The following is a 20,297-nucleotide window of genomic DNA, read 5'->3' as shown; positions in this document are numbered from 1 at the left end:
CGCTGATCGTCTTCGTCATGTCGCAGCATCGGTCGAGCCGAGGCAGGCATACAGCTTTCCTGTTAGGAATAGGCCTTGACATCTTACCGTTCGAATTGTCCATTTGATGCTTGACCGGGCCGAACGGGGCGGCGAGGGCGGACAGGGGCAAACCGGCGCGTGGATAGACAGTCGAGTCGAGTGCTGTTGAAGACGGTTGGGCTGACAAAAGCCTTTCGAGGGCTGGTTGCCCTGCGGGATCATTCCATCGAGCTCCACGAAGGTGAAATCGTTGGGGTAATCGGGCCGAATGGCTCGGGTAAGAGCACGCTTTTCAACCTGATCACCGGCTTCTCCCAGCCGAATTCCGGTAGCATCGAGATGGAGGGCCGTTCGATCGTCGGCCTGCGCACGTCGCAGATCGTCGCGATGGGCATTGCCCGCACCTTTCAAGGTTCTCGCCTGTTCGGCAGCCTCAGCGTCGCACAGAACGTGCTGACGGCGGCGCAGTTGCGCCATCCTGTCGGCTCCGTCGACACCGTGCTGCGCGGTCGGCGCTATCGCGAGCGGGTGGCCGCGACGCGGCAGAAGGCCGACGAACTCCTCGACCTCATGGGCCTGACGGATCAGGCCGGCAGGGTCGCCGCGGATCTTCCCTATGGCGATCAGCGGCGGCTGGAGATTGCGCGTGCGTTGGCGACCGGCCCGCAACTGCTGCTGCTCGATGAGCCCGCAGCCGGGCTTGATTCCAACGAGACCAAGGTGTTGGCAGCGCTGATCCGGACGATCCGTGACCGCTACGGCGTAACGGTGGTCGTTGTCGAGCACGACATGGACCTGATCATGGCGCTGTGCGAACGCATCCAGGTGCTGGCGACTGGCGAGGTGATCTGCGTCGGAACACCGGAGCAGGTGCGCGAACACCCGAAAGTGCGGGAGGCGTATCTTGGCCACGCCTAGCCCCGTGCTGCTCAGCGTCGAGAACCTCGAGGTCAATTTCGGCGCGGTGCGTGCGCTGAAGGGCATTTCGCTCGACGTCCATGCCGGCGAGGTGGTGGCGTTGGTGGGGGCCAACGGCGCCGGCAAGAGCACGACCTTGCGCACCATTTCCGGCCTGTCGCGGCCGCGCGGCGGCAAGATCATCTTCGATGGCAAGCCGATTGGAGGTATCGCTCCGTCGCGCATCGTAAGTCTGGGCATCGCGCAGAGCCCGGAGGGCAGGCGCCTGTTCGGCGGCCTGACGGTGGCCGACAATCTGCGGCTCGGCGCCTGCACCCGCACCGACAAGGAGGCCGTCGTCAGAGACAGCGAGCGCATGTTCATGCTGTTCCCGATTCTCAAGCAGCGGCTGAAGCAACTGGCCGGCACGCTGTCGGGCGGCGAACAGCAGCAGCTGGCTCTGGCGCGCGCGCTGATGGCGGCGCCGCGCCTGCTGCTGCTCGACGAGCCTTCGCTCGGCGTTGCGCCGCTGCTGGTGCGCCATATCTTCAGCGCGCTTGCCGAACTGAAGCGCCAGGGCATGACGATGCTGCTGGTGGAACAGAACATCACGCTCGCGCTGGACCTCGCCGACCGTGCCTATGTGCTGCGCACGGGTCAGGTGGCGCTGTCGGGCCGGTCCGCGGAACTGCGCGACAGCGAACGCGTGGCGCAGGCATATCTTGGGGCGGCAACATGACCCAACTGGATTATATCCTGCAGCAGATCGTCAATGCGGTGAGCCTAGGCAGCCTCTACGCACTGGTGGCGGTCGGCCTGTCGATCGTCTTCGGCGTGCTCAAGCTGACCAATTTCGCGCATGGCGACGTCATGATGGTAGGGGCCTTCGGGGTTGCCTTGCTGGTCGGCATCGGCGTTCCGTTCCCGGTCGCCGTGATCTGCGGCATCGCCGCGGCCGCCGTCGCGGGCTTCCTTATCGAACGCATCGCCTATCGTCCGATCCGCGACGCGCCCGACGTCGCGCGACTGCTCACCAGCCTCGCCGTCACCTACATCATCGAGAACGTCGGCATCCTGGTGTTCACCTCCTCGCCGCGCAATTTTCCACTCCCCGATATTCTCAACACCTCCTGGGAAATGTCGAACGGCGCCATCACCTTCACCAGCATCAATCTCCTGACCATCGCGCTGACCTTCGTGTCGCTGCTGCTCCTCGGCTGGTTCATCACGCGCACCACGACCGGGCTCGGCATGCGCGCCGCGGCTGAGGACATGTCGGCGGCACACCTTGTCGGTCTGAACGTCAACCGGCTGATCATCGTCGCCTTCATCGTCGCCTCCGCCTATGCCGGCCTCGCCGGCATTCTGTGGGCGGCACAGGCCGGCGTGGTGCAGCCGCAGATGGGCTTCACGCCGCTCCTGAAGGCTTTCGTGGCGGCAATCATCGGCGGTTTCGGGTCGATCGCGGGCGCCCTGGTCGGCGGCTACATATTGGGCGCGCTGGAGATCTTCATCGTCGCATTCCTGCCGAGCAGCGTTTCGTCCTATCGCGACGCAATCGTCTTCGCCGTGCTGATCGCCTTCCTCCTGGTGCGCCCGGGCGGGCTGCTCCAGCCAAACCGGGAGATAAAGCTGTGAGCCGGGAAGCGCGGATCACACTCCTCGTCCTCGTCGCCCTGGTGGCGGGAGCAGCTGTCGCTTTCGGTGCACCGCACGTGCTGAGCGACTATTTCGTCCGGATTATCCTGCTGATCGCGCTGAATGCTATCCTGGTGCTGGCGCTGTCGCTGAGCAACGGTTTTACGGGCGTGTTTTCGCTCGGTCATGTCGGCTTCATCGGCGCCGGCGCGTATATTTCGGGAATCCTGTCGATCCCGGTGCAGCAGAAGATGGCGCTGCTGCCGCATCTGCCGACGTTTCTGCATGCTTTCAGCCTCCCCTTCCTGCCGGCGACGCTGGTGGCAGGTCTTCTGACGGCACTGCTTGCGGTGGTCGTCGGTTACCCCTTGATGCGCCTGTCGGGCTATTTCGTTTCGGTGGCGACGATGGGATTCTTGATTATCGTCAACGTGGTGCTGATCAATGCGTCGGACTTCACCCGAGGCGCCCGCACGTTCACCGGCGTGCCGCTGGAGACGACGTTGCCCTGGGTGATGGGTTGGCTCGCCATCACGGTGTTCGTGCTGGCGCGCCTGGTCTATTCGCCTTTCGGGCGCGCCATGAAGGCGGTGCGCGACGACACGATCGCGGCCAGCGCTGTCGGAATCGGCGTGTTGCGGACCAGACTGATCGCCTTCGTCATAGGCGCGTTCTTCTCAGGCGTCGGCGGGTCGCTCTACGCACATTATCTCGGCTCGTTTTCGCCGAACACCTTTTACTTCGCGCTGACGATGAGCCTGATCACAATGCTGGTGCTGGGCGGCATGGGCTCCCTGACCGGCGCGGTGGTCGGCGTCATCTGCGTTTCGCTGTTGTCGGAGGTCCTGCGCTCGGTCGAACGCGGCTTCACGATCGGCGATTTTGCGGTGCCGGCCCTGTTTGGCGCCAGCCAGATCGTGCTCGGCTTCATCTTCATTCTAGTCATGATCTTCCGGCCGAAGGGGATCATGGGGGACCGGGAACTTACGTTCGGATTAACCCAAAGATCGGCAACGGTGAACCAGACAGAGGAACGAAAACGATGATCAAACTCACTCGACGCGGCACCATCGGCCTGGGATTGGGCGCATTCTTCGCGCTTGCCTCGGCCAGCACGGCACTTGCTGCCGACACGATCAAGATCGGCTATCCGGCAAACCTGACCGGCATCCAGGCCTCGCTCGACGGTCCGATGCTGAACGGCGCCAAGCTGGCAGCGAGCGAAATCAACGCCGCCGGCGGCGTGCTCGGCCAGCAGATAGAACTGGTGATCTACGACTCCAAGAGCGATTCGACGACGATCTCGACCGTCGCCAGCCAGTTGATCGACAGCGACAAGGTCGTCGGCATCATCGGCTTCGCCGATTCCGACTCGGTGCTGGCCATCGGACCGCAGGTCCAGAAGGCGCAGATCCCGTTCATCACGCCCGGCGCGACCTCGCCGAAATTGCCGAGCCAGCTCGGCAACGAGATCTTCCTCGCCGCCTTCGGCGACAACGTTCAGGCCGCGGTTGGCGCGGAATTTGCGCTGAACAAGCTGAACGGCAAGACCGCCTACCTGCTCACCGACATCGGCACCGAATACACAACGCTGCTGTCGGACTACTTCGTCACCGCCTACGAGCATGGCGGGGGCAAGATTTTGGAGCGCGACACCTACAAGATCGGCGACAAGACCTTTACCGCGCAGATCGCCAAACTGAAGGCGCTGTCGCCGCAGCCCGACTTCGTCTATGCCTCGTCGAATGCCGAGGAAATCGGCCTGATCTTGAAGCAGATGCGCCAGGCCGGCATCAACCTGCCGGTGGTCGGCGGCGACGGCTACGACACGCCCTTGCTGATCCAGGTCGGCGGCGACGCGGCCAAGGACACCTACTTCACCACCCACGCCTATATCGGTGAGGGCGCCACCCCGAAAGTGCAGGCCTTCATCGACGCCTACACCAAGTCGGCCGGCAATGCCCCGGAGAACGCGTTCGCTGCGCTCGGCTACGACTCGGTCAAGCTGATGGCCGACGCGATCAAGCGTGCCGGTGCGCCGGATCCGGCCAAGATCCGCGACGCGCTGGCCGCTACGTCCGGGCTCGACGGCGTGACCGGAACGATCACCTACCGCCCAGGCATTTCGGTGCCGGACAAGTCGGTCTCGGTCATCGGTGTCAAGGACGGCAAGCTTGTCCTGGCAAGTGAAGCGGCACCGACCTTCGTCGCGGAGCCGTGATCTTGTCCACTCCGGGTTCCCTTTGGGACATCTACAGGTCGCGGCTCTCCGCCGCGACCTTCACCGACCTGACGCATGCGTTTCATCCGGGCCAGCCGCATTTCCCGGCCTTCCCGGACGAGGAGCGCCGTGCGTTGCTCGATTTTTCGAAGGGCGACGCCTTCCAGGTCCACCACTACGCCTTCGTCGGACAGTGGGGCACCCATGTCGATCCGCCGGTGCACTTCATCGACGGCGGCCGCTCGATCGACCAACTGCCGGTGGCGGAGATGCTTCTGCCGTTGGTCATCCTCGACATCAGCGACAGGGTCGCCGCCGATCCCGACGCGACGCCGACGCTCGACGACATTTCCGCTTGGGAGACGCGGAACGGCCGTGTCCCCGAAAAGTGTTTTGTCGCACTTCGCACCGGGTGGTGGCCGCGCTGGCCAGACCCGGTGGCGTTTCAGAACAAGTCGGCCGACGGTATCTCGCATGCGCCGGGCTGGTCGAAGCCGGTGCTGGAGGAACTTCTGGAACGCCGCGGTGTCGCTGCCATCGGGCACGAGGGCATGGATACCGATCCCGGCCGCGCCACTTCCGCGGGTGACGCAAGCCTGGAATACTATGTGCTGTCCCGCGACTGCTGGCAGATCGAGCTCCTGGCCAATCTCGACAAGGTGCCTGAAGCCGGTGCGTTGATAATGGCAAGCTGGCCAAAGCCAAAGGCCGGATCCGGCTTCCCGGCTCGCGCTGTCGCCATCCATGAAGCGGCCGGCTGAACGCGTGAAGCCGCAGCTGGTGGCGGTCTAGGGACCGCCACACAACGATCATCAGACACGGAATTCAGACATGGATATAGACACAGTCCGCGATGCTTTTCCGGCGATGGCGAGAGGTGCCGAGCCGAAAAAGCGGATTTTCTTCGACAATCCCGCGGGAACCCAGATGGCGAGCCGTTCGATCGAGCGTATGACGCGTGCCATGATCGAGACCAACGCCAATCTTGGCGGCTATTTCGAAACCTCACTCGCGGCCCAGGCGATGGTCGGCGACGCGCATCAGGCGATGGCCGATTTCTTCAATGCCGCGGACCGGCGTGAGGTGGTGTTCGGCCAGAACATGACAACTCTGACTTTCGCCGTCTCGCGCGCCATCGGCCGCGATCTGAACGCCGGCGACGCCATCGTGCTGACGCGCATGGATCATGACGCCAACGTTGCACCCTGGCTGATGCTGGCGGAGGATCGCGGGCTTGAGGTACGCTGGATCGACTTCGATCCAAAAACCTTCGAACTCGACCTGTCGACGATGGAGGCCACTATCGACGAGCAGGTCAAGCTGGTCGCCGTCGGCTATGCCAGCAACGTTACCGGCACGATTAACGACGTCAAGCGGATTGCGCAGCGCGCACGCGCGGTCGGGGCGCTGAGCTATATCGACGCGGTGCAGTTCGCGCCGCATGGGGTGATCGACGTCCAGGAGATTGGCTGTGATTTCCTGGTTTGCTCGGCCTACAAATTTTTCGGACCGCATCACGGGGTGTTGTGGGGCCGTTTCGATCTGCTGCAGGCGCTGACCGCCTATAGAGTGCGCGCGGCTTCGAACACGCCACCTGGAAAATTCGAGACGGGGACGACAAGCCGCGAGGCGCTTGCCGGGGTGCTTGGCGCCGTCGAGCACTATGCCTGGCTCGGACAGTCCTTCGGCAACGTCCACCCGCAGGCGACGCGGCGCGAGCGCATCGTCGCCGGCATTGAAGTCGCCGACCGCTATGAGCGTGTCCTGACAGCGCGGCTGATTGCCGGATTGTCCAGAATCGATGGCGTCTTGATCCAGGGTATATCAGATGTGGCGGCGCTGGCGCGCCGGGTGCCTACCGTGTCGATCACCGTTGACGGAACCGATCCCGCCGATATCGCCAAGGCGATGGCAAAGGAAGGCATCTATCTCTGGCACGGCCACAATTACGGTTTGGAGCCAATCAAGCGGCTGGGGCTTGCGGACCGCAACGGCGTCGTCCGCATCGGGCTGGCCCATTACAACACCGAGGCGGAAGTCGATTTCCTGTTGGCGAAGCTGGCGGACTGGATGAAGACGCGGACCTGACATGCGCGACAAAAACGGAACCCCGAGGATCGGCGTCAAGCTGCGCCATGCCAGACAGGTGCTTGGCCTCAGCCTGGAAGAGCTCGGCGCGCGCATCGGGCTGACAGAGGGTTATCTCTCGAAGATCGAAAACGACCGCGCGACACCCTCGATGGCGGCTCTGCACCGGCTGGTGCAGGCGCTGGGCATCAACATGAACGCGATGTTCGGCACGCTGCAGCACAATGCCTCGGAGGTGTTCGTTTTGCGGCACAACGAGCGTCCGCACATGGAGACGGGACATCGGCGTTCGGGCAACCATGTCGTGCTCGAGCAATTGGTGCCGTCCGGTCCGGAATATCTGCTGCAGATCAACGTCCACGTGATCGAGGCCGGCGGCGGCAGCCCCGAGTTGATCAGCCATAAGGGACAGGAATTCGGCTACGTGCTCGAAGGTTCCGTCGAGTTGCTGGTCGAGGCGAACGTGGTGGCGCTCGAGGCAGGCGACGCGTTCTACTTCAACTCCGAACTCGGCCACGGCTACCGCAATATCGGTTCGACCACGGTCCGCATCCTCTGGGTCAACACGCCGCCGACATTCTGACCGCCTCCATCGCGGTGCCGGATTTCGAGGACAACAGCCGCCGAGCCCAACCGTCCTGTTTCAATGCCCGAACGCGAGCGGCGGCGCCAGTCGATCGCGCCGCAGCCAGCGCGCCAGCAGCAGCGCGGCCACCACCGCCAGCCCCGTCGACAGGCCGATCCAGATGCCGACGCCATGCAGGCCGAAATGGAAGGCGAGCAGCACGCCGAGCGGCAGGCCGACGCCCCAATAGCCGATCGCGGCATAGATCATCGGCACCTTGGTGTCGTGCAGGCCGCGCAGCATGCCGGCGGCCACCGCCTGCGCGCCGTCGAAGACCTGGAACAGCGCCGCGAAGACCAGGAACGACACGGCAAGTTCGATTACCCTGGCATTGGCCGGATTGCCCAGATCGATGAAGGCGCTGATCAGCGGATGCGGCCACAGGATCATCACCAGCCCCATCAGCGCCATGAACGAGACACCGATGACGAAAGCGGTCCAGCCGGCGCGCGAAACGCCTTCCGGATTGCCGGCGCCGTGCGCAAGGCCGACGCGCACCGTCACCGCCTGGTTGAGGCCGAGCGGCACCATGAAGCTGATCGAGGCGATCTGGATGGCGATCGCGTGCGCGGCCAGCGAATCCGCGTCGATCAGGCCCATCAGCAGCGCTGCCGCATTGAAGATCGTCACCTCGAAGGCGAGGATGCCGGCAATCGGCATGCCGAGCCGCAGCAGACCCTTGAAGCGCGGCCAGTCGGACCGCCAGAAGCGCCCGAATAGCCGGTAGCGGCGGAACGTCTTCTCCAGCATCACCACGGCAGCCATGCCGACGAACATCAGCGTGCTCGACAGCGAGGTGGCAAGGCCTGACCCGGCAATGCCCATTGCCGGCACGCCGAGATTGCCGAACATGAACACCCAGTTGAAGAAGACGTTGCAGGCGACGGCGACGAAGACGATGACCAGCGCCCAGCCCGGCCGTTCCAGCGCCGAGATGAACGAGCGCAGCACGATATAGCCGTAGAACGGCAGCACCGCCCATTCGAGCCAGCGCAGATAGATGCCGGCCTGACGGGCGAGCGCCGGTTCCTGGCCCATGGCCAATAGAATGCCTTCGCCGTGCCAAAGCACGAGCCAGATCGGGATCGAGATCAGGATCGCCAGCCACAGGCCCTGGCGCACGGTGCGGCGCAGATCGCGCACCGAATATCGGCGGCGGCCAAGCTCGGTAGCGATCATCGGCGAGGTCGCCAGCATCAGGCCGAGGCCGAAGATCAGCGGCATGAAATAAAGGTTGGCGCCAAGCGCGCCGCTGGCCAGTGTATCCGGGCCCAGACGACCCATCATCATGACGTCGGTGGCCGTCATCGCGGTCTGGCCGAGATTGGTCAGCACCATCGGCCAGGCGAGCGCCAGCGTCGCCCTGATTTCCTGACGCCAAAGATTTTCCGGCGCGCGAGCGCCGGCTTCGATCGCAGACATTGTTCCGCTCTTTCCAGCTACGGCACGTCGGCCAGAGCCGGAAGCCGCATGTCAAACGGCAAAACCTTCGGTTTCGCGGCGTTTGCGGCAGCTTCTGGACGAAACGCGACATGAAGGCAAGAGACGAGGGAAGGGAACGGATTGAGCCAGCCGGGAACACTCGAACCGTGAATGCTCGCCGCCGAGGCGCATTTCACATGCGGGCAACGGGCTGCTACGGATTGCATGAAAGACGAGGTGCGACGACGGATTCCGAGTTTGCCAGGAGGCAGGATGCAGTTCAGGCGCAGAAAGAACACGGCCGCGATCCCGCGCACGGCCCCGGCCTTCGAGCACATCGTCACCGAAGCGAACGACAGTTTCCTGTGGCGGCTCGACGACTATCCGTGGGAGCGCAATGTCTGGAACTTCCATCCGGAATACGAGATCCATCTGCTGCGAAAATCCTCCGGCGTGGTTCTGGTCGGCGATCACATCGGCGAGTTCGGACCGGGCTACCTGACCATCGTCGGCGGCGGGCTTCCGCATGATTGGGTGACCGCGGTACAGCCGGGAGAGCTGATCGAAGGCCGCGACATTGTCCTGCAGTTCGATGCGCAGAGGCTGCGCGGGTCGGCAGGCTTGTTGCCGGAATTGCGCGAACTGGAACCGTTTCTCGAACGCTCGCTGCACGGGATGGTCTTTCACGGCCAGACCGCATTGGAAGGCGCCGAGCTGATGGAGCGGATGGGCGAGGTTAGCGGGCTAAGCAGGTTCTGCCTGTTCCTGAACCTCGTCGACCTTCTCGCCAGAACGGACGAATATGAATTGTTGTCGTCACCGGATTTCTCGCCGGTTCTCGATGCCGCCTCGCTGGACATCATCCAGCGCACGCTGACCTATCTGTTCCAGCATTTCGCCGAAGACCTGAAGCTGCCGGAGGTGGCGGAACTGGCCGGAATGACGGAGAGCACGTTTTCGCGGTTCTTCCAGAAGAACACCGGCAACAGCTTCAGCGACCACCTTGCCAAGCTCAGGCTGTGGCAGGCCTGCAAGCTGCTGGCGGACACCGACATTCCGATCACCGACATCTGTTTTCAGGTAGGCTACATGAACATCTCGAACTTCAACCGGGCGTTCATGCGCAAGCACAGGATGACGCCATCGTCCTATCGACGACTGTCGCGGCAGCGTTTGACATTACGCGCATAAGCAAGTCCTAAACCACCGTTTCAAGCTCGATCGATACTCACGTGACAGGCGACGTATTTGGGTGCCAGTTTTTGCGCTGCACAATGCATAAAAGTACAGGTCTGCTGCAACGAGGCTTCTAGCGCGGCCCGCTGCAACTCCGCATCTTGGCGATGGGTGGCACGTCACTCGGGCGATGGTGAGGATCGCGTAACCCGAGGACTTCCGCTTTCTGCGAATGTTCCTGGAGGAGAAAAGATCATGAAACCAATTCGGCTTGCTGCCAGCCTTGGCGCAGCTTTTATGCTTTCCGCTACCGTTTCCACCATCGCTCTGGCGCAGGCGCCGGTCTGCTCGGCGCCGGTCAAGGTGCTGGCGCAGCCACGCGACGGCCTGACGCTTCTGGAGGACTCCAAGGACGAGTTCCAGAAGTTGAGTGGCGCCAGCTTCCAGATCGATTATCTAAACGAGAACGACCGCCGGGCGAAATCACGCGCCGATGCGTCCACCGTCGGCAACTACAATGTCTACTATGTCGACGAAGCCAACGTGGCGCTGTTTGCTTCCTCGAAATGGATCGTGCCGCTCACCGACTATTATCCGGCGGACTACGACTATGCCGATTTCGACCCGGGCCGTCAGAAGGTCGCCACCTATGACCGCAAGGTCTGGTTCGCGCCGCTGACCGGCGGCGGCGATTTGATGGTCTACCGCAAGGACATTCTGGAGGCGGCCGGCATCCAGCCGCCGAAGACGCTGGACGAACTGATCGCCGACGTGCCGAAGCTGACCAATCCGGACAAGGGCATATATGGCATCGCCCTGCGCGGCGCACGCGGTTCGGGCGCCAATGTCTGGCGCTGGATGCCGTTCTTCAAGGCCTATGGCGGCCAGTGGTTCGATGGCGACAAGCCGGCCTTCAACTCGGATGCCGCCGTCAAGGCGACCGAAACCTACCTGAAGCTGTTCAAGGACTCGGCACCCGGCACGCAGACCGGTAGCTGGGACGAATCGACCGGCGCCTTCCTGTCTGGCCAGGTCGCCATCCTCGTCGAATCGACGCCGCTGTCGGGCATGGCGGTCGATCCCAAGACCTCGCAGGTGGTCGGCAAGATCGGCTTCCTGCCGCCGCCGGCGCCGCTCACCGGCGGTGGCTACGGCCATGGCCTTGCCATCGCGGCAAAGGCCAATGCCGACGATGCTTCGAAGAAATGCGCCGGCCTGTTCATCGCCTGGGCGACATCGAAGGAAAACGAGAAGCGCCGGCTCGACGCCCACCAGTTCGGTGAGCTGAACCGCACCAGCATCCTGTCCAGCAAGGAATTTGCCGACATCTACGGCGCCGATCTCGGCCAGGCGCTGGCCGAGACAGGCAAGGTCACGGCGGTCAATTTCTGGCAGGATCCGCGCTGGCCGGATCTTGGCGACCGCTGGGGCATCATCCTCGAGGAACTGGTCACCGGCACCCGCACCGATATCAAGGGCGGCCTCAACGAGCTCGAAGCCTATGCCAACGAGCTGGTAAAAAAATAAGCCATCCTCCCCCTGCGGCGCACGGTCCGCGGCATTCAAGCGAGTGCCGGGACCTGTGCGCCGCGGGTCTCCCTTTCTCACCACCGCCGTTCGAGCCGCACATCGCGCGAAAAGGCCAGTCATGTTCAATCGCTCGAGACGCAGCCAGGGATAGACAGATGCCGCGACGCTCATCCTTGCCGGTCACATTCGTCGTGCCGACACTGGTCATTCTTCTAATCCTGTCGATGGTGCCGACGCTCTACGCGATCGTCATCGCCCTGCAGAACCGTGAGCTCTCCTCGACGGCCTATTCCTATGTCTGGTTCTCGAATTTCGTCGACCTGTTCTTCGACCGCCGCTTTCTCAACGCTGTCTGGGTGTCGGTGAAATGGGAGGTTGTCACCGTTGTCGCGACGATGGCCGTGGCGATTGGCCTCGGCGTGCTGATGTTCGAGGTCGCGTCGCCGCGCCTGCGCAACATCTACTGCCTGCTGTTCATTATCCCGGTTCTGCTGCCGCGTGTTTCGGCCGCCTTCGTCTGGAAGTTCGCCTATCATCCGCTCTACGGCATCGCCACCTACCCCTATCGGCTGCTGACCGGCGGGCTGATCTTCGACCCGCTGTCCAAGCCGGCGACGGCATTGTTCGCCGTCGCTTCCGTCGATGTCTGGCAATGGGGGCTGTTCTTCGCCGTCATCGTGCTGAAGCTGCTGGAGACCTTGCCGCCGCAGCCGATCGAGGCGGCACGGCTCGATCACGCCAGGCGCTGGCAGATCCACGCCTATGTCACCTTGCCGATGCTGAAGGCGCCGCTCATCAGCCTGATGTTCGTCAAGATGATCGAGTCGCTGCGCTCCTTCGACCTGATCTATGTGATGACCCGCGGCGGGCCGGGCGTGGCGACCGAAACCCTCGACATGTACGCGTTCTCGCAAGGCTTCATCGAGTCCGGCAAGGTCTCCTATGCCTCGGCGATGGCCGTGCTGATGATGATCGCCACCGTCATCACCTTCACCATGCTGTGGAAGCGGGTGCAGGCATGAGACCATATCGTATGAGACCGGGCCGCCTGATCGGCAAGACCGTGCTGGCATTTGCCGGCTTCATGGCCGTGTTTCCGCTGCTGTGGACGGCGCTCAATTCGCTGAAGAACAATGTCGACATCATCACCCGCGTTCCGCGCGTGGTGTTCACGCCGACGCTGGCCAACATCAGCTACATTATCGGCCGCGACAGCGTCATGACCGGCCTTTACAACTCGGTGATCGCCTGCGGCGTCGCGGTGCTGATCGGCGTGGTGCTTGGCCTGCCTGCCGCTTATGCGGTGGCGCGCTATCCCAACCGCTGGGCCGGCGACATCCAGTTCTTCGTGCTGTCGCTGCGCTTCCTGCCACCCGTGGCGGTGGCCATCCCGCTGATGGTGATCTGGCTGCAGCTCGGGCTTTACGACACGCTCGCCGCGCTCATCGTCACCTATTCCCTGCTCACCATCTCGGTGATCATGTGGCTGGCCATCCCCGCCTTCCAGGCCGTGCCGAAGGAGGTCGAGGAAGCCGCCTTCGTCGATGGCTACGGCGCCTATTCGGTGTTCTGGCGGATCGCATTGCCGGTCGCCGCGCGTTCGCTGATCGGTGCGGTTGCCTTCAGCTTCGTGCTGGTCTGGAACGAATTCCTGATCGCGCTGATGCTGTCCAGCTCCAACGCCAAGACCTTGCCGATCGTCGCCTCGGAACTGTCCCAGCAAGGCATGAACGTGCCGTGGGGCATCCTGAACGCCTCGGTCGTGCTTTTGTCGCTGCCACCCCTTTTGTTTCTCGGCGTGCTCAGCGGGTTCCTGAATTCCGTTTTCCGGCAGAAAAAGACTTGAAGTGAGGACGACACGATGCGGGCTTTGGTTCTTGAGAAAAAGGGCGAGCTGGCCCTGCGCGAGATTGCGTTGCCGCTCAATGTCGGGCCGGACGACGTCAGGATCGCCATCCACACGGTCGGTGTCTGCGGCAGCGACGTGCACTACTACACCCATGGCGCCATCGGCAGTTACGTTGTGCGCGCGCCGATGGTGCTTGGCCACGAAGCGTCGGGAACAATCGTCGAAATTGGCGCCAATGTCAGGACGCTGAAGGTCGGGGATCGCGTCTGCATGGAGCCGGGCGTGCCGAACCTGTCATCGCGGGCAACAAAACTCGGCATCTACAATGTCGACCCCGATGTGAGCTTCTGGGCGACGCCGCCGGTTCATGGCATCCTTGCGCCGCAAGCCGTCCATCCGGCCGCGTTCACCTACAGGCTGCCGGACAATGTCTCCTTCGCCGAAGGGGCGATGGTCGAACCCTTTGCCATCGGCATGCAGGCTGCCGCCCGTGCGCGCATCGTTCCGGGCGACGTGGCGGTCGTCGTCGGCTGCGGCCCGATCGGCATCATGATCGCGCTGGCAGCCCTTGCCGGCGGCTGTTCGAAGGTGCTGATTTCGGACTTCTCCGCGCCAAAGCTCGAAATTGCGGCGCGCTATCCCGGTGTCGTCCCGGTCAACATCGGCGAGCAATCGCTGGTCGATGCGGTGGCGGAGGCGACCGACCATTGGGGAGCCGATATCGTCTTCGAGGCCAGCGGCAGCCCGAAGGCGTTCGCCAACCTGTTCGATGTCGTACGCCCTGGCGGCGCGGTGGTCCTCGTCGGGCTGCCGGTCGAGCCGGTGGCGCTCAACGTGCCGGCGGCGATATCGAAGGAAGTGCGCATCGAAACGGTGTTCCGCTACGCCAACATCTTCGACCGCGCCCTGCAACTGATCGCCTCCGGCAAGGTCGACCTCAACCCGCTGATCACCGGCACCTATCCTTTCGACGACAGCATCGAGGCATTCGAGCGGGCGGCCGCGGGCAAGCCGGAAGACGTCAAGCTGCAGATCCTGATTTCGAGCGAGAAGGGTTGACCCAACCATGTCCGCGATTACCTGCTCCCATGTCGAGAAATCCTATGGCGCCACGACCGTCATCCGCGACCTGAACCTCGCCATCGAGGAACATGAATTCGTAGTCTTCCTTGGTCCTTCCGGGTGCGGCAAGTCGACCTTGCTGCGCATGCTGGCGGGGCTGGAAGACATCAGCGGCGGTGAGGTCTCGATCGGCGGCAAGGTGGTCAACGACCTCGACCCCGGCGACCGCGGCATTGCCATGGTGTTCCAGAACTACGCGCTCTATCCGCATATGACGATCTTCGACAACATCGCCTTCGGCCTGAAGCGGCAGAAAGTGGCGAAGGCCGAGATACAAAAGCGCGTCGAGGCGGTCTCCAAGACATTGGGGCTGGATCCCTATCTCGGCCGCAAGCCGGCCGAACTGTCCGGCGGCCAGCAGCAGCGCGTCGCCATTGCCCGCGCCATGATCAAGACACCGAAAGTGTTCCTGTTCGACGAGCCGCTGTCCAATCTGGATGCCAAGCTACGCAACCACATGCGCATCGAGATCGCCCGGCTGCACCAGTCGTTGAAGACCACCACCGTCTACGTCACCCACGACCAGTTGGAGGCGATGACGCTCGCCGACCGCATCGTGCTGCTGCGCGACGGCAGGATCGAGCAGATAGGCTCGCCGGCGGAAATCTACGAGCGGCCGGGCAATCTGTTCGTCGCCGGATTCATCGGAACGCCCAACATGAATTTCATCGACGTCACTGTCGACTGCAAGGGCAACGGTTGGACACTGACCAGTGCCGGAACCGTCTTCACCATCGATGGCTCACGCTTCAAGCTTCAGCAAGGCGAGCGTGCGGTGCTTGGTATCCGGCCTCCGGACCTGAAGACCGCCGGCGCCAAAGCCGACAGCCTTCTGGAAGGCACGGCCGATCTCATCGAGTTTCATGGCAATGACGCGCTGGTGATCTTCGGTTCCGGCGGCAAGGAGATCAGCGCGCTGGTGCCAACCCGCGAATGCCCTGCCGTCAACAGCCATGTCCGCTACACGGTCGACGAACAGAGCATGCATCTGTTCGATGCCAAGTCGGGCATGTCCCTGCTGAGGCAGTCGCTCTAACGGATCGCGTCCAGCATTTGCCGCTGACGGTGCATCTCGAGGAAAACCTTGTAATCGCGGTCGAAACGCCCTGATGATTTCGGGTTCGACGGGCGCGTCCTGCCGCCTTGCTGCATGGCAAGACAGGCCGCGTTGAGGTCGGGAAACAGCCCGGCCGCGGTGGCCGCGATCATGCCGGTGCCGAGCAGCACCGCCTCGTCGGCCAGCGGCTCGACCACCGTGCAGCCGGTGGCGTCGGCGTAGAGCTCCATCAGCAGCGGGTTCTTGGTGTGGCCGCCGGTGACGTGCAGCGTGTCGATGAGATAACCGTTCTCGTTCAGCGCCTCCAGCACGTGGCGCACGCCAAGCGCGATGCCGACGGCGGTGCGCCAGTAGAGCTTGCACAGGCTGTCGAAGGAGGAGTCCAGCGTCAGCCCGCTGACGACGCCGACGGCATGCGGATCGGCGAGCGGTGAGCGGTTGCCGTGAAAGTCGGGCAGCACATGCAGCCTTGCGGCGAGGTTGTCGCCCTCGGTGGCGCGCAGCTCGGCGACACGCCTGGCGATCTTCGCATGCATGGCGGCATCCGGCTCGCCGCCGGCGCCGTGCCAGCGGATGATGTGGTCGAGCAGGGCGCCGGTCGCCGACTGGCCGCCTTCCGACAGCCACAGCCTGGGCAGCGCCGCGCCGTAATACGGCCCCCAGACGCCGGCGAAGGGCTGTGGATCGGGCGACATCGCCATGACGCAGCTCGACGTGCCGGCGATCAGCGCCAAATGCCGGCCGATATCCTGTTCGACGTCGGCAAAGCCGCCGAGCACGCCAAGCGCGCCGGCATAGGCATCGATGACGCCGGAGCCGACCCGGCATTTTTCGCTCAAGCCAAGCTCGGCCGCCGCTAGCGCCGTCAGGCGGCCGATATCGGTGCCGACGGGACTGGCTTTGTCCGGCAGGTTGCCGTGCTCGAAAAGATCGCCGAGGCCGACGAGTTCGAAGAAATCGCGCCGCCAGCCTGTTTCCTCATGCGCCAGATAGGTCCATTTGGCGGTCAGCGTGCATTGCGAGCGGGCCAGCGAATCCGTCGCTTGCCAGGTCAGGAAATCGGTCAGGTCGAATAAATAGCCGGCTTCATTCCACGTCTGCGGCAAATTGCGCTTCAGCCACATCAATTTCGGCGTCGCCATTTCCGGCGACATGACGCCGCCGATGTAATTCAGCACGGCGTGGCCGCTTGCCGTGCATTCGTCGGCCTCGGCGATGGCGCGGTGGTCGAGCCAGACGACGGTGTCCCAGCGCTTGTCGCCCGTGACCGAGACACTGAGCTGGCTGCCTTGCCGGTCGCGCACCACCAGCGAACAGGTGGCATCGAAGGAGATGCCGACAATGTCCTCAGGGCCGACACCGGCTTTTTCGCGGGCAGCGCGCACGGCGGTGCAGACGGCCGACCAGATATCGCGCGAATCATGCTCGGCGTGATCGGGCCTCGGCCGGTTCATGGCAATCGGCCGCTCGGCGCGGCCGAGCAAGGTGCCACTGGTGTCGAGAATGCCCGCGCGAGCGCTCCCGGTGCCGACATCGACCGCGCAGACAAACTGTTTCGTCAAGATGCTCTGTCTCTCGCTCCCAGGCCTGCAATCAGATCGGGCAATTGCAGCATGTCAGCGAATATAAAGTCCGGTTCACTCGACGCAAGCCGCGCTTTCAAGGTTGGGTTGCCGGCATGCGCGCCGCCGGTGAAGGCGAACACCCGCATGCCCGCCGCCCGCGCGGCAGCGATACCGGCCGGGCTGTCCTCGACGACGAGGCATTTGCGCGGATGGGCCCGCATGCTGGCGGCGGCATGCAGGAACAGATCCGGCGCCGGCTTTCCCTTGGCCACCATGGTGGCACTGAACAGATTTGGCTCCATCAGCCCAAGCAATCCGGTGACGTCGAGCGCGTAGCGGATGCGGTCGAGCGTGCCTGAGGACGCGACACAGTACGGCAGCCCAAGCTTGGGCAGCATCTTCCTGACGCCGGCGATCGGCTTCAGCTCCTCGCGGAATTTGCGCATCAATTCGACGCGCATCTCGGTCAGGTGCAGGTCGGTGATATCGAGCCCGAAGTCGCGGCCGAGGATCTCGCGCACGCTTTTCATGCTCTTGCCGAGGAAATGCTCGTAGGCGGCATCCTCACTGACGCTGCCGCCGGCAAGTTTGACCATGCCGAGCAGCGCCGAGACGGACAGCGCCTCGCTATCGACCAGCACGCCATCGCAGTCGAAGATGACCAGTTCAGGCGTCATGGCGGCGACTGGCTCTCAGAGCTTGCCGGCGAGGTAGCGCGTCAGCGTCGCGCGCGCGCCATTCTCCCACAGCACGTTGAGCGCATGGGCAAAGGCCTCGACAAACGCCGTTGCGCGGCCGACATCGCCATAGATGTCCTCCATCGCAAGCCAGGTGGCGGGGGCATCCTTTGCCGCTTTTGCCGTTGCCTGCAGCCGGCCCCAGCTCGGGTCGTTGGGCTCGATGACGGCGCCGCTGTCCGTCGTGCCGAAGCAGTAGCGGCACCACAATGCCGATTCCAGCGCCAGGCCGGCGACGCTTTTCCCGGCCTTCAGCCGGTCGGCGATGGTCGGGATGATGAATTTCGGCTGGCGGTTGGAGCCGTCGAGGCAGAGCCGGCGCACCGTGTCGCCGATCTTGGGATTGGAAAAGCGGCTCTCGATGAGTTGGTAATAGTCTTCCAGAACCGTGTCCGGCACCGGCGGCACCGTCGGAATGATTTCGTCCCGTTCGAGCTTGGCCAGAAAACCGCTCACCAGCGGCTCCTGCATCGCCTCATGTACAAAATGGATGTCCATCAGGCCGGCCGGATAGGCAATCGTCGCGTGGCCGCCATTGAGGATGCGGATCTTCATCAGTTCATAGGGCGCAACGTCTTTAACGAACTGCACGCCGACCTTTTCCAACGGCGGCCGGCCATCGGTGAAATGGTCCTCCAGCACCCACTGCCGGAACGGCTCGCAGAACACCGGCCAGTTGTCCTCGAGGCCAAAATCCTTGGCGAGGATACCGCGTTCGCGGTCGGTGGTGGCCGGCGTGATGCGATCGACCATACCGTTCGGAAAGGCGACATGCTCGCCGACCCAGTTCGCCAGATCCTCGTCGATCAGCCGGGCCAGGCCGATGACGCCGTCAGAGGTGACATGGCCGTTGTGGGGAATGTTGTCGCACGACATGACCGTGAACGGCACGGTGCCTTCGTCGCGGCGGCGCACCAGCCCGGCAAGGATGATGCCGAACACCGTCTTCGGCGTGGCGCCGGGCTGCGCATCGGCGACGATGTCGGGATGGGTCGGGTTGAACACGCCGGATGCCGGATCGATGAAATAACCGCCTTCGGTGATGGTCAGCGAAACGATCTTGATTGCCGGGTCGGCCAGCCGTTCGATGATGCCGGCCGCATCGCCGGGCATCAGGAACTCGATCATGGCGCCAGTGACGCGTGCGCTCATATGGCCGCTGTCCTGCTCGACCACCGTGGTCAGCCAGTCCTGCTCTTCCAGTTTGCCGCGGCCGATCTTTTCACCGTCGAACACGCCGGCGCCGATCAGCGCCCAGTCGTGGCCGATGCCCGCATTGAACAGATCGTCGAGATAGACGGCCTGATGCGAGCGATGGAAATTGCCGACGCCGAAATGCACGATGCCGGCCTTCAGCGTCGCGCGGTCATACTTCGGACCTGCGACGTTGGCGGGCAGCTTGGAGAGGTTAGAGGACGAGAGTTTCACGGTCATCTGTTTTACCCTTTGGCCGGGCTACGGCCTTCGTTACGCCCTCTCCCGGTCGGGGAGAGGATAAGGGGGCACTTGCTGCGCGGCCTCTGATGTCGGCCTCTGCTCCCCGCGGAGGGACGGGGAGCAGGGGCCGTCCCCGCCCTCAACTCATCCACTGGCCGCCATCGACATTGTAGGTCTGGGCGACGATGTATTCGGCGTCGCTACTGGCGAGAAACACCGCCATGCCGGTAAGGTCCTGCGCCGTGCCCATGCGGCCATACGGCACCGCCTCGCCAACCAGCTTCTTCTTCTCGCCCTTCGGCCGGTTCTCATATTTGGCGAACAGCGAATCGACATGATCCCAGTGCTCGCCGTCGACGACACCAGGGGCAATCGCGTTGACGTTGATGCGGTGCTTGATCAGGTCGAGCCCCGCCGACTGGGTCAGCGAGATGACGGCGGCCTTGGTGGCGCAATAGACGCCGACCAGTGCCTCGCCGCGGCGTCCGGCCTGGCTAGCCATGTTGATGATCCTGCCGCCCCGGCCAGCGGCGATCATCGAGCGGGCGGCTGCCTGCAGCATGAACAGCGTGCCGGCGACATTGACGGAAAACAATTTGTCGTAGCTTGCCTTGGTGATCTCGACGATCGGCGCCAGGTCGAACAGTGCGGCGTTGTTGATCAGGATATCGAGGCCGCCGGTCTTGGTCTCGACGGCTTTCACCGCCGCTTCGATCGAGGCGAGGTCGGTGACGTCGAGCTTGACCGCATAGGCCTTGCCGCCAATCTCGGCGGCGGTCTTCTGCGCCGCCTCGAGATTGATGTCGGCGATGGCGACGGTGGCGCCTTCGCCGGCATAGGCTTCGGCGAAGGCTCTGCCGATGCCGCGTGCCGAACCGGTGATCAGCGCGGATTTGCCGGCCAGTCTCATGC

General features: G+C 63.5%; 19 protein-coding genes. 14 read left to right on the top strand and 5 right to left on the bottom strand.

Going from position 1 to position 20,297, the window contains the following annotated elements:
* The first annotated feature begins 159 nt into the window (after positions 1-159).
* The 8 genes from MESCI2_RS0132065 (at position 160) to MESCI2_RS0132030 (ending at position 7,448) form a co-directional block, all read left to right on the top strand.
* A complete protein-coding gene (locus MESCI2_RS0132065; RefSeq protein ID WP_050596724.1) occupies positions 160-939 on the top strand; it encodes an ABC transporter ATP-binding protein in 780 nt (259 codons plus the stop codon).
* On the top strand, positions 926-1,657 hold the full coding sequence (locus MESCI2_RS0132060) for an ABC transporter ATP-binding protein (RefSeq protein ID WP_081738954.1): 732 nt from the start codon (positions 926-928) through the stop codon (positions 1,655-1,657). Before MESCI2_RS0132065 ends, MESCI2_RS0132060 begins: the two co-directional genes overlap by 14 nt.
* On the top strand, positions 1,654-2,556 hold the full coding sequence (locus MESCI2_RS0132055) for a branched-chain amino acid ABC transporter permease (protein ID WP_013528427.1): 903 nt from the start codon (positions 1,654-1,656) through the stop codon (positions 2,554-2,556). The genes MESCI2_RS0132060 and MESCI2_RS0132055 overlap by 4 nt, the downstream gene beginning before the upstream one ends.
* Positions 2,553-3,602 carry a branched-chain amino acid ABC transporter permease gene (locus tag MESCI2_RS0132050; protein ID WP_027040063.1) on the top strand — a complete coding sequence of 350 codons (1,050 nt, stop codon included), beginning with the start codon at positions 2,553-2,555 and terminating at the stop codon, positions 3,600-3,602. The genes MESCI2_RS0132055 and MESCI2_RS0132050 overlap by 4 nt, the downstream gene beginning before the upstream one ends.
* Positions 3,599-4,777: an ABC transporter substrate-binding protein gene (locus MESCI2_RS0132045; protein ID WP_027040062.1), complete on the top strand. Its 1,179-nt coding sequence runs from the start codon at positions 3,599-3,601 to the stop codon at positions 4,775-4,777. Before MESCI2_RS0132050 ends, MESCI2_RS0132045 begins: the two co-directional genes overlap by 4 nt.
* Positions 4,778-4,779: 2 nt before the next feature.
* Positions 4,780-5,538, top strand: coding sequence for a cyclase family protein (locus MESCI2_RS0132040; protein WP_027040061.1), 759 nt, complete (start codon positions 4,780-4,782; stop codon positions 5,536-5,538).
* A 70-nt stretch (positions 5,539-5,608) separates the two neighbouring features.
* Positions 5,609-6,865 (top strand): cysteine desulfurase-like protein, encoded by a 1,257-nt coding sequence (locus tag MESCI2_RS0132035; RefSeq protein WP_027040060.1) that lies wholly within the window; start codon positions 5,609-5,611, stop codon positions 6,863-6,865.
* A 1-nt stretch (position 6,866) separates the two neighbouring features.
* Positions 6,867-7,448, top strand: a complete 582-nt coding sequence (locus MESCI2_RS0132030) for a cupin domain-containing protein (RefSeq protein ID WP_027040059.1) — start codon at positions 6,867-6,869, stop codon at positions 7,446-7,448.
* 60 nt (positions 7,449-7,508) lie between these two features.
* On the opposite strand, the gene MESCI2_RS0132025 is transcribed toward MESCI2_RS0132030, so the two are convergent.
* Complete coding sequence (locus MESCI2_RS0132025; RefSeq protein WP_027040058.1) at positions 7,509-8,912, bottom strand: MATE family efflux transporter; 1,404 nt, start codon at positions 8,910-8,912, stop codon at positions 7,509-7,511.
* 273 nt (positions 8,913-9,185) lie between these two features.
* Here MESCI2_RS0132025 and MESCI2_RS0132020 point away from each other — a divergent pair, with 273 nt between their 5' ends.
* From MESCI2_RS0132020 to MESCI2_RS0131995, 6 genes are all read left to right on the top strand, one after another.
* On the top strand, positions 9,186-10,103 hold the full coding sequence (locus MESCI2_RS0132020) for an AraC family transcriptional regulator (protein WP_032901442.1): 918 nt from the start codon (positions 9,186-9,188) through the stop codon (positions 10,101-10,103).
* 240 nt (positions 10,104-10,343) lie between these two features.
* Positions 10,344-11,615, top strand: a complete 1,272-nt coding sequence (locus tag MESCI2_RS0132015; RefSeq protein ID WP_032901441.1) for an ABC transporter substrate-binding protein — start codon at positions 10,344-10,346, stop codon at positions 11,613-11,615.
* Between the two features lie 158 nt (positions 11,616-11,773).
* Positions 11,774-12,640 carry a carbohydrate ABC transporter permease gene (locus tag MESCI2_RS0132010; protein WP_027040055.1) on the top strand — a complete coding sequence of 289 codons (867 nt, stop codon included), beginning with the start codon at positions 11,774-11,776 and terminating at the stop codon, positions 12,638-12,640.
* Positions 12,641-12,651: 11 nt separating this feature from the next.
* Positions 12,652-13,464: a carbohydrate ABC transporter permease gene (locus tag MESCI2_RS0132005; protein WP_027040054.1), complete on the top strand. Its 813-nt coding sequence runs from the start codon at positions 12,652-12,654 to the stop codon at positions 13,462-13,464.
* Between the two features lie 15 nt (positions 13,465-13,479).
* Positions 13,480-14,526: an NAD(P)-dependent alcohol dehydrogenase gene (locus MESCI2_RS0132000; RefSeq protein ID WP_027040053.1), complete on the top strand. Its 1,047-nt coding sequence runs from the start codon at positions 13,480-13,482 to the stop codon at positions 14,524-14,526.
* A gap of 7 nt (positions 14,527-14,533) precedes the next feature.
* Positions 14,534-15,625 (top strand): ABC transporter ATP-binding protein, encoded by a 1,092-nt coding sequence (locus tag MESCI2_RS0131995; protein ID WP_027040052.1) that lies wholly within the window; start codon positions 14,534-14,536, stop codon positions 15,623-15,625.
* Here the strand turns inward: MESCI2_RS0131995 and MESCI2_RS0131990 are convergent.
* The 4 genes from MESCI2_RS0131990 to MESCI2_RS0131975 all read right to left on the bottom strand — a co-directional run bounded on the left by MESCI2_RS0131990 (position 15,622) and on the right by MESCI2_RS0131975 (position 20,295).
* A complete protein-coding gene (locus tag MESCI2_RS0131990) occupies positions 15,622-17,208 on the bottom strand; it encodes an FGGY-family carbohydrate kinase (RefSeq protein ID WP_027040051.1) in 1,587 nt (528 codons plus the stop codon). The genes MESCI2_RS0131995 and MESCI2_RS0131990 overlap by 4 nt on opposite strands.
* Positions 17,205-17,888, bottom strand: a complete 684-nt coding sequence (locus MESCI2_RS0131985) for an HAD family hydrolase (protein WP_027040050.1) — start codon at positions 17,886-17,888, stop codon at positions 17,205-17,207. The genes MESCI2_RS0131990 and MESCI2_RS0131985 overlap by 4 nt, the downstream gene beginning before the upstream one ends.
* Before the next feature lie 15 nt (positions 17,889-17,903).
* Positions 17,904-19,382 carry a mannitol dehydrogenase family protein gene (locus MESCI2_RS0131980; protein ID WP_027040049.1) on the bottom strand — a complete coding sequence of 493 codons (1,479 nt, stop codon included), beginning with the start codon at positions 19,380-19,382 and terminating at the stop codon, positions 17,904-17,906.
* Between the two features lie 142 nt (positions 19,383-19,524).
* Complete coding sequence (locus tag MESCI2_RS0131975; protein ID WP_027040048.1) at positions 19,525-20,295, bottom strand: L-iditol 2-dehydrogenase; 771 nt, start codon at positions 20,293-20,295, stop codon at positions 19,525-19,527.
* Positions 20,296-20,297 lie beyond the last annotated feature (2 nt).

The organism is Mesorhizobium ciceri WSM4083, from assembly GCF_000519305.1.
Taxonomy (GTDB): domain Bacteria; phylum Pseudomonadota; class Alphaproteobacteria; order Rhizobiales; family Rhizobiaceae; genus Mesorhizobium; species Mesorhizobium ciceri_B.
This window is presented reverse-complemented; position numbering and strand designations above follow the sequence as displayed.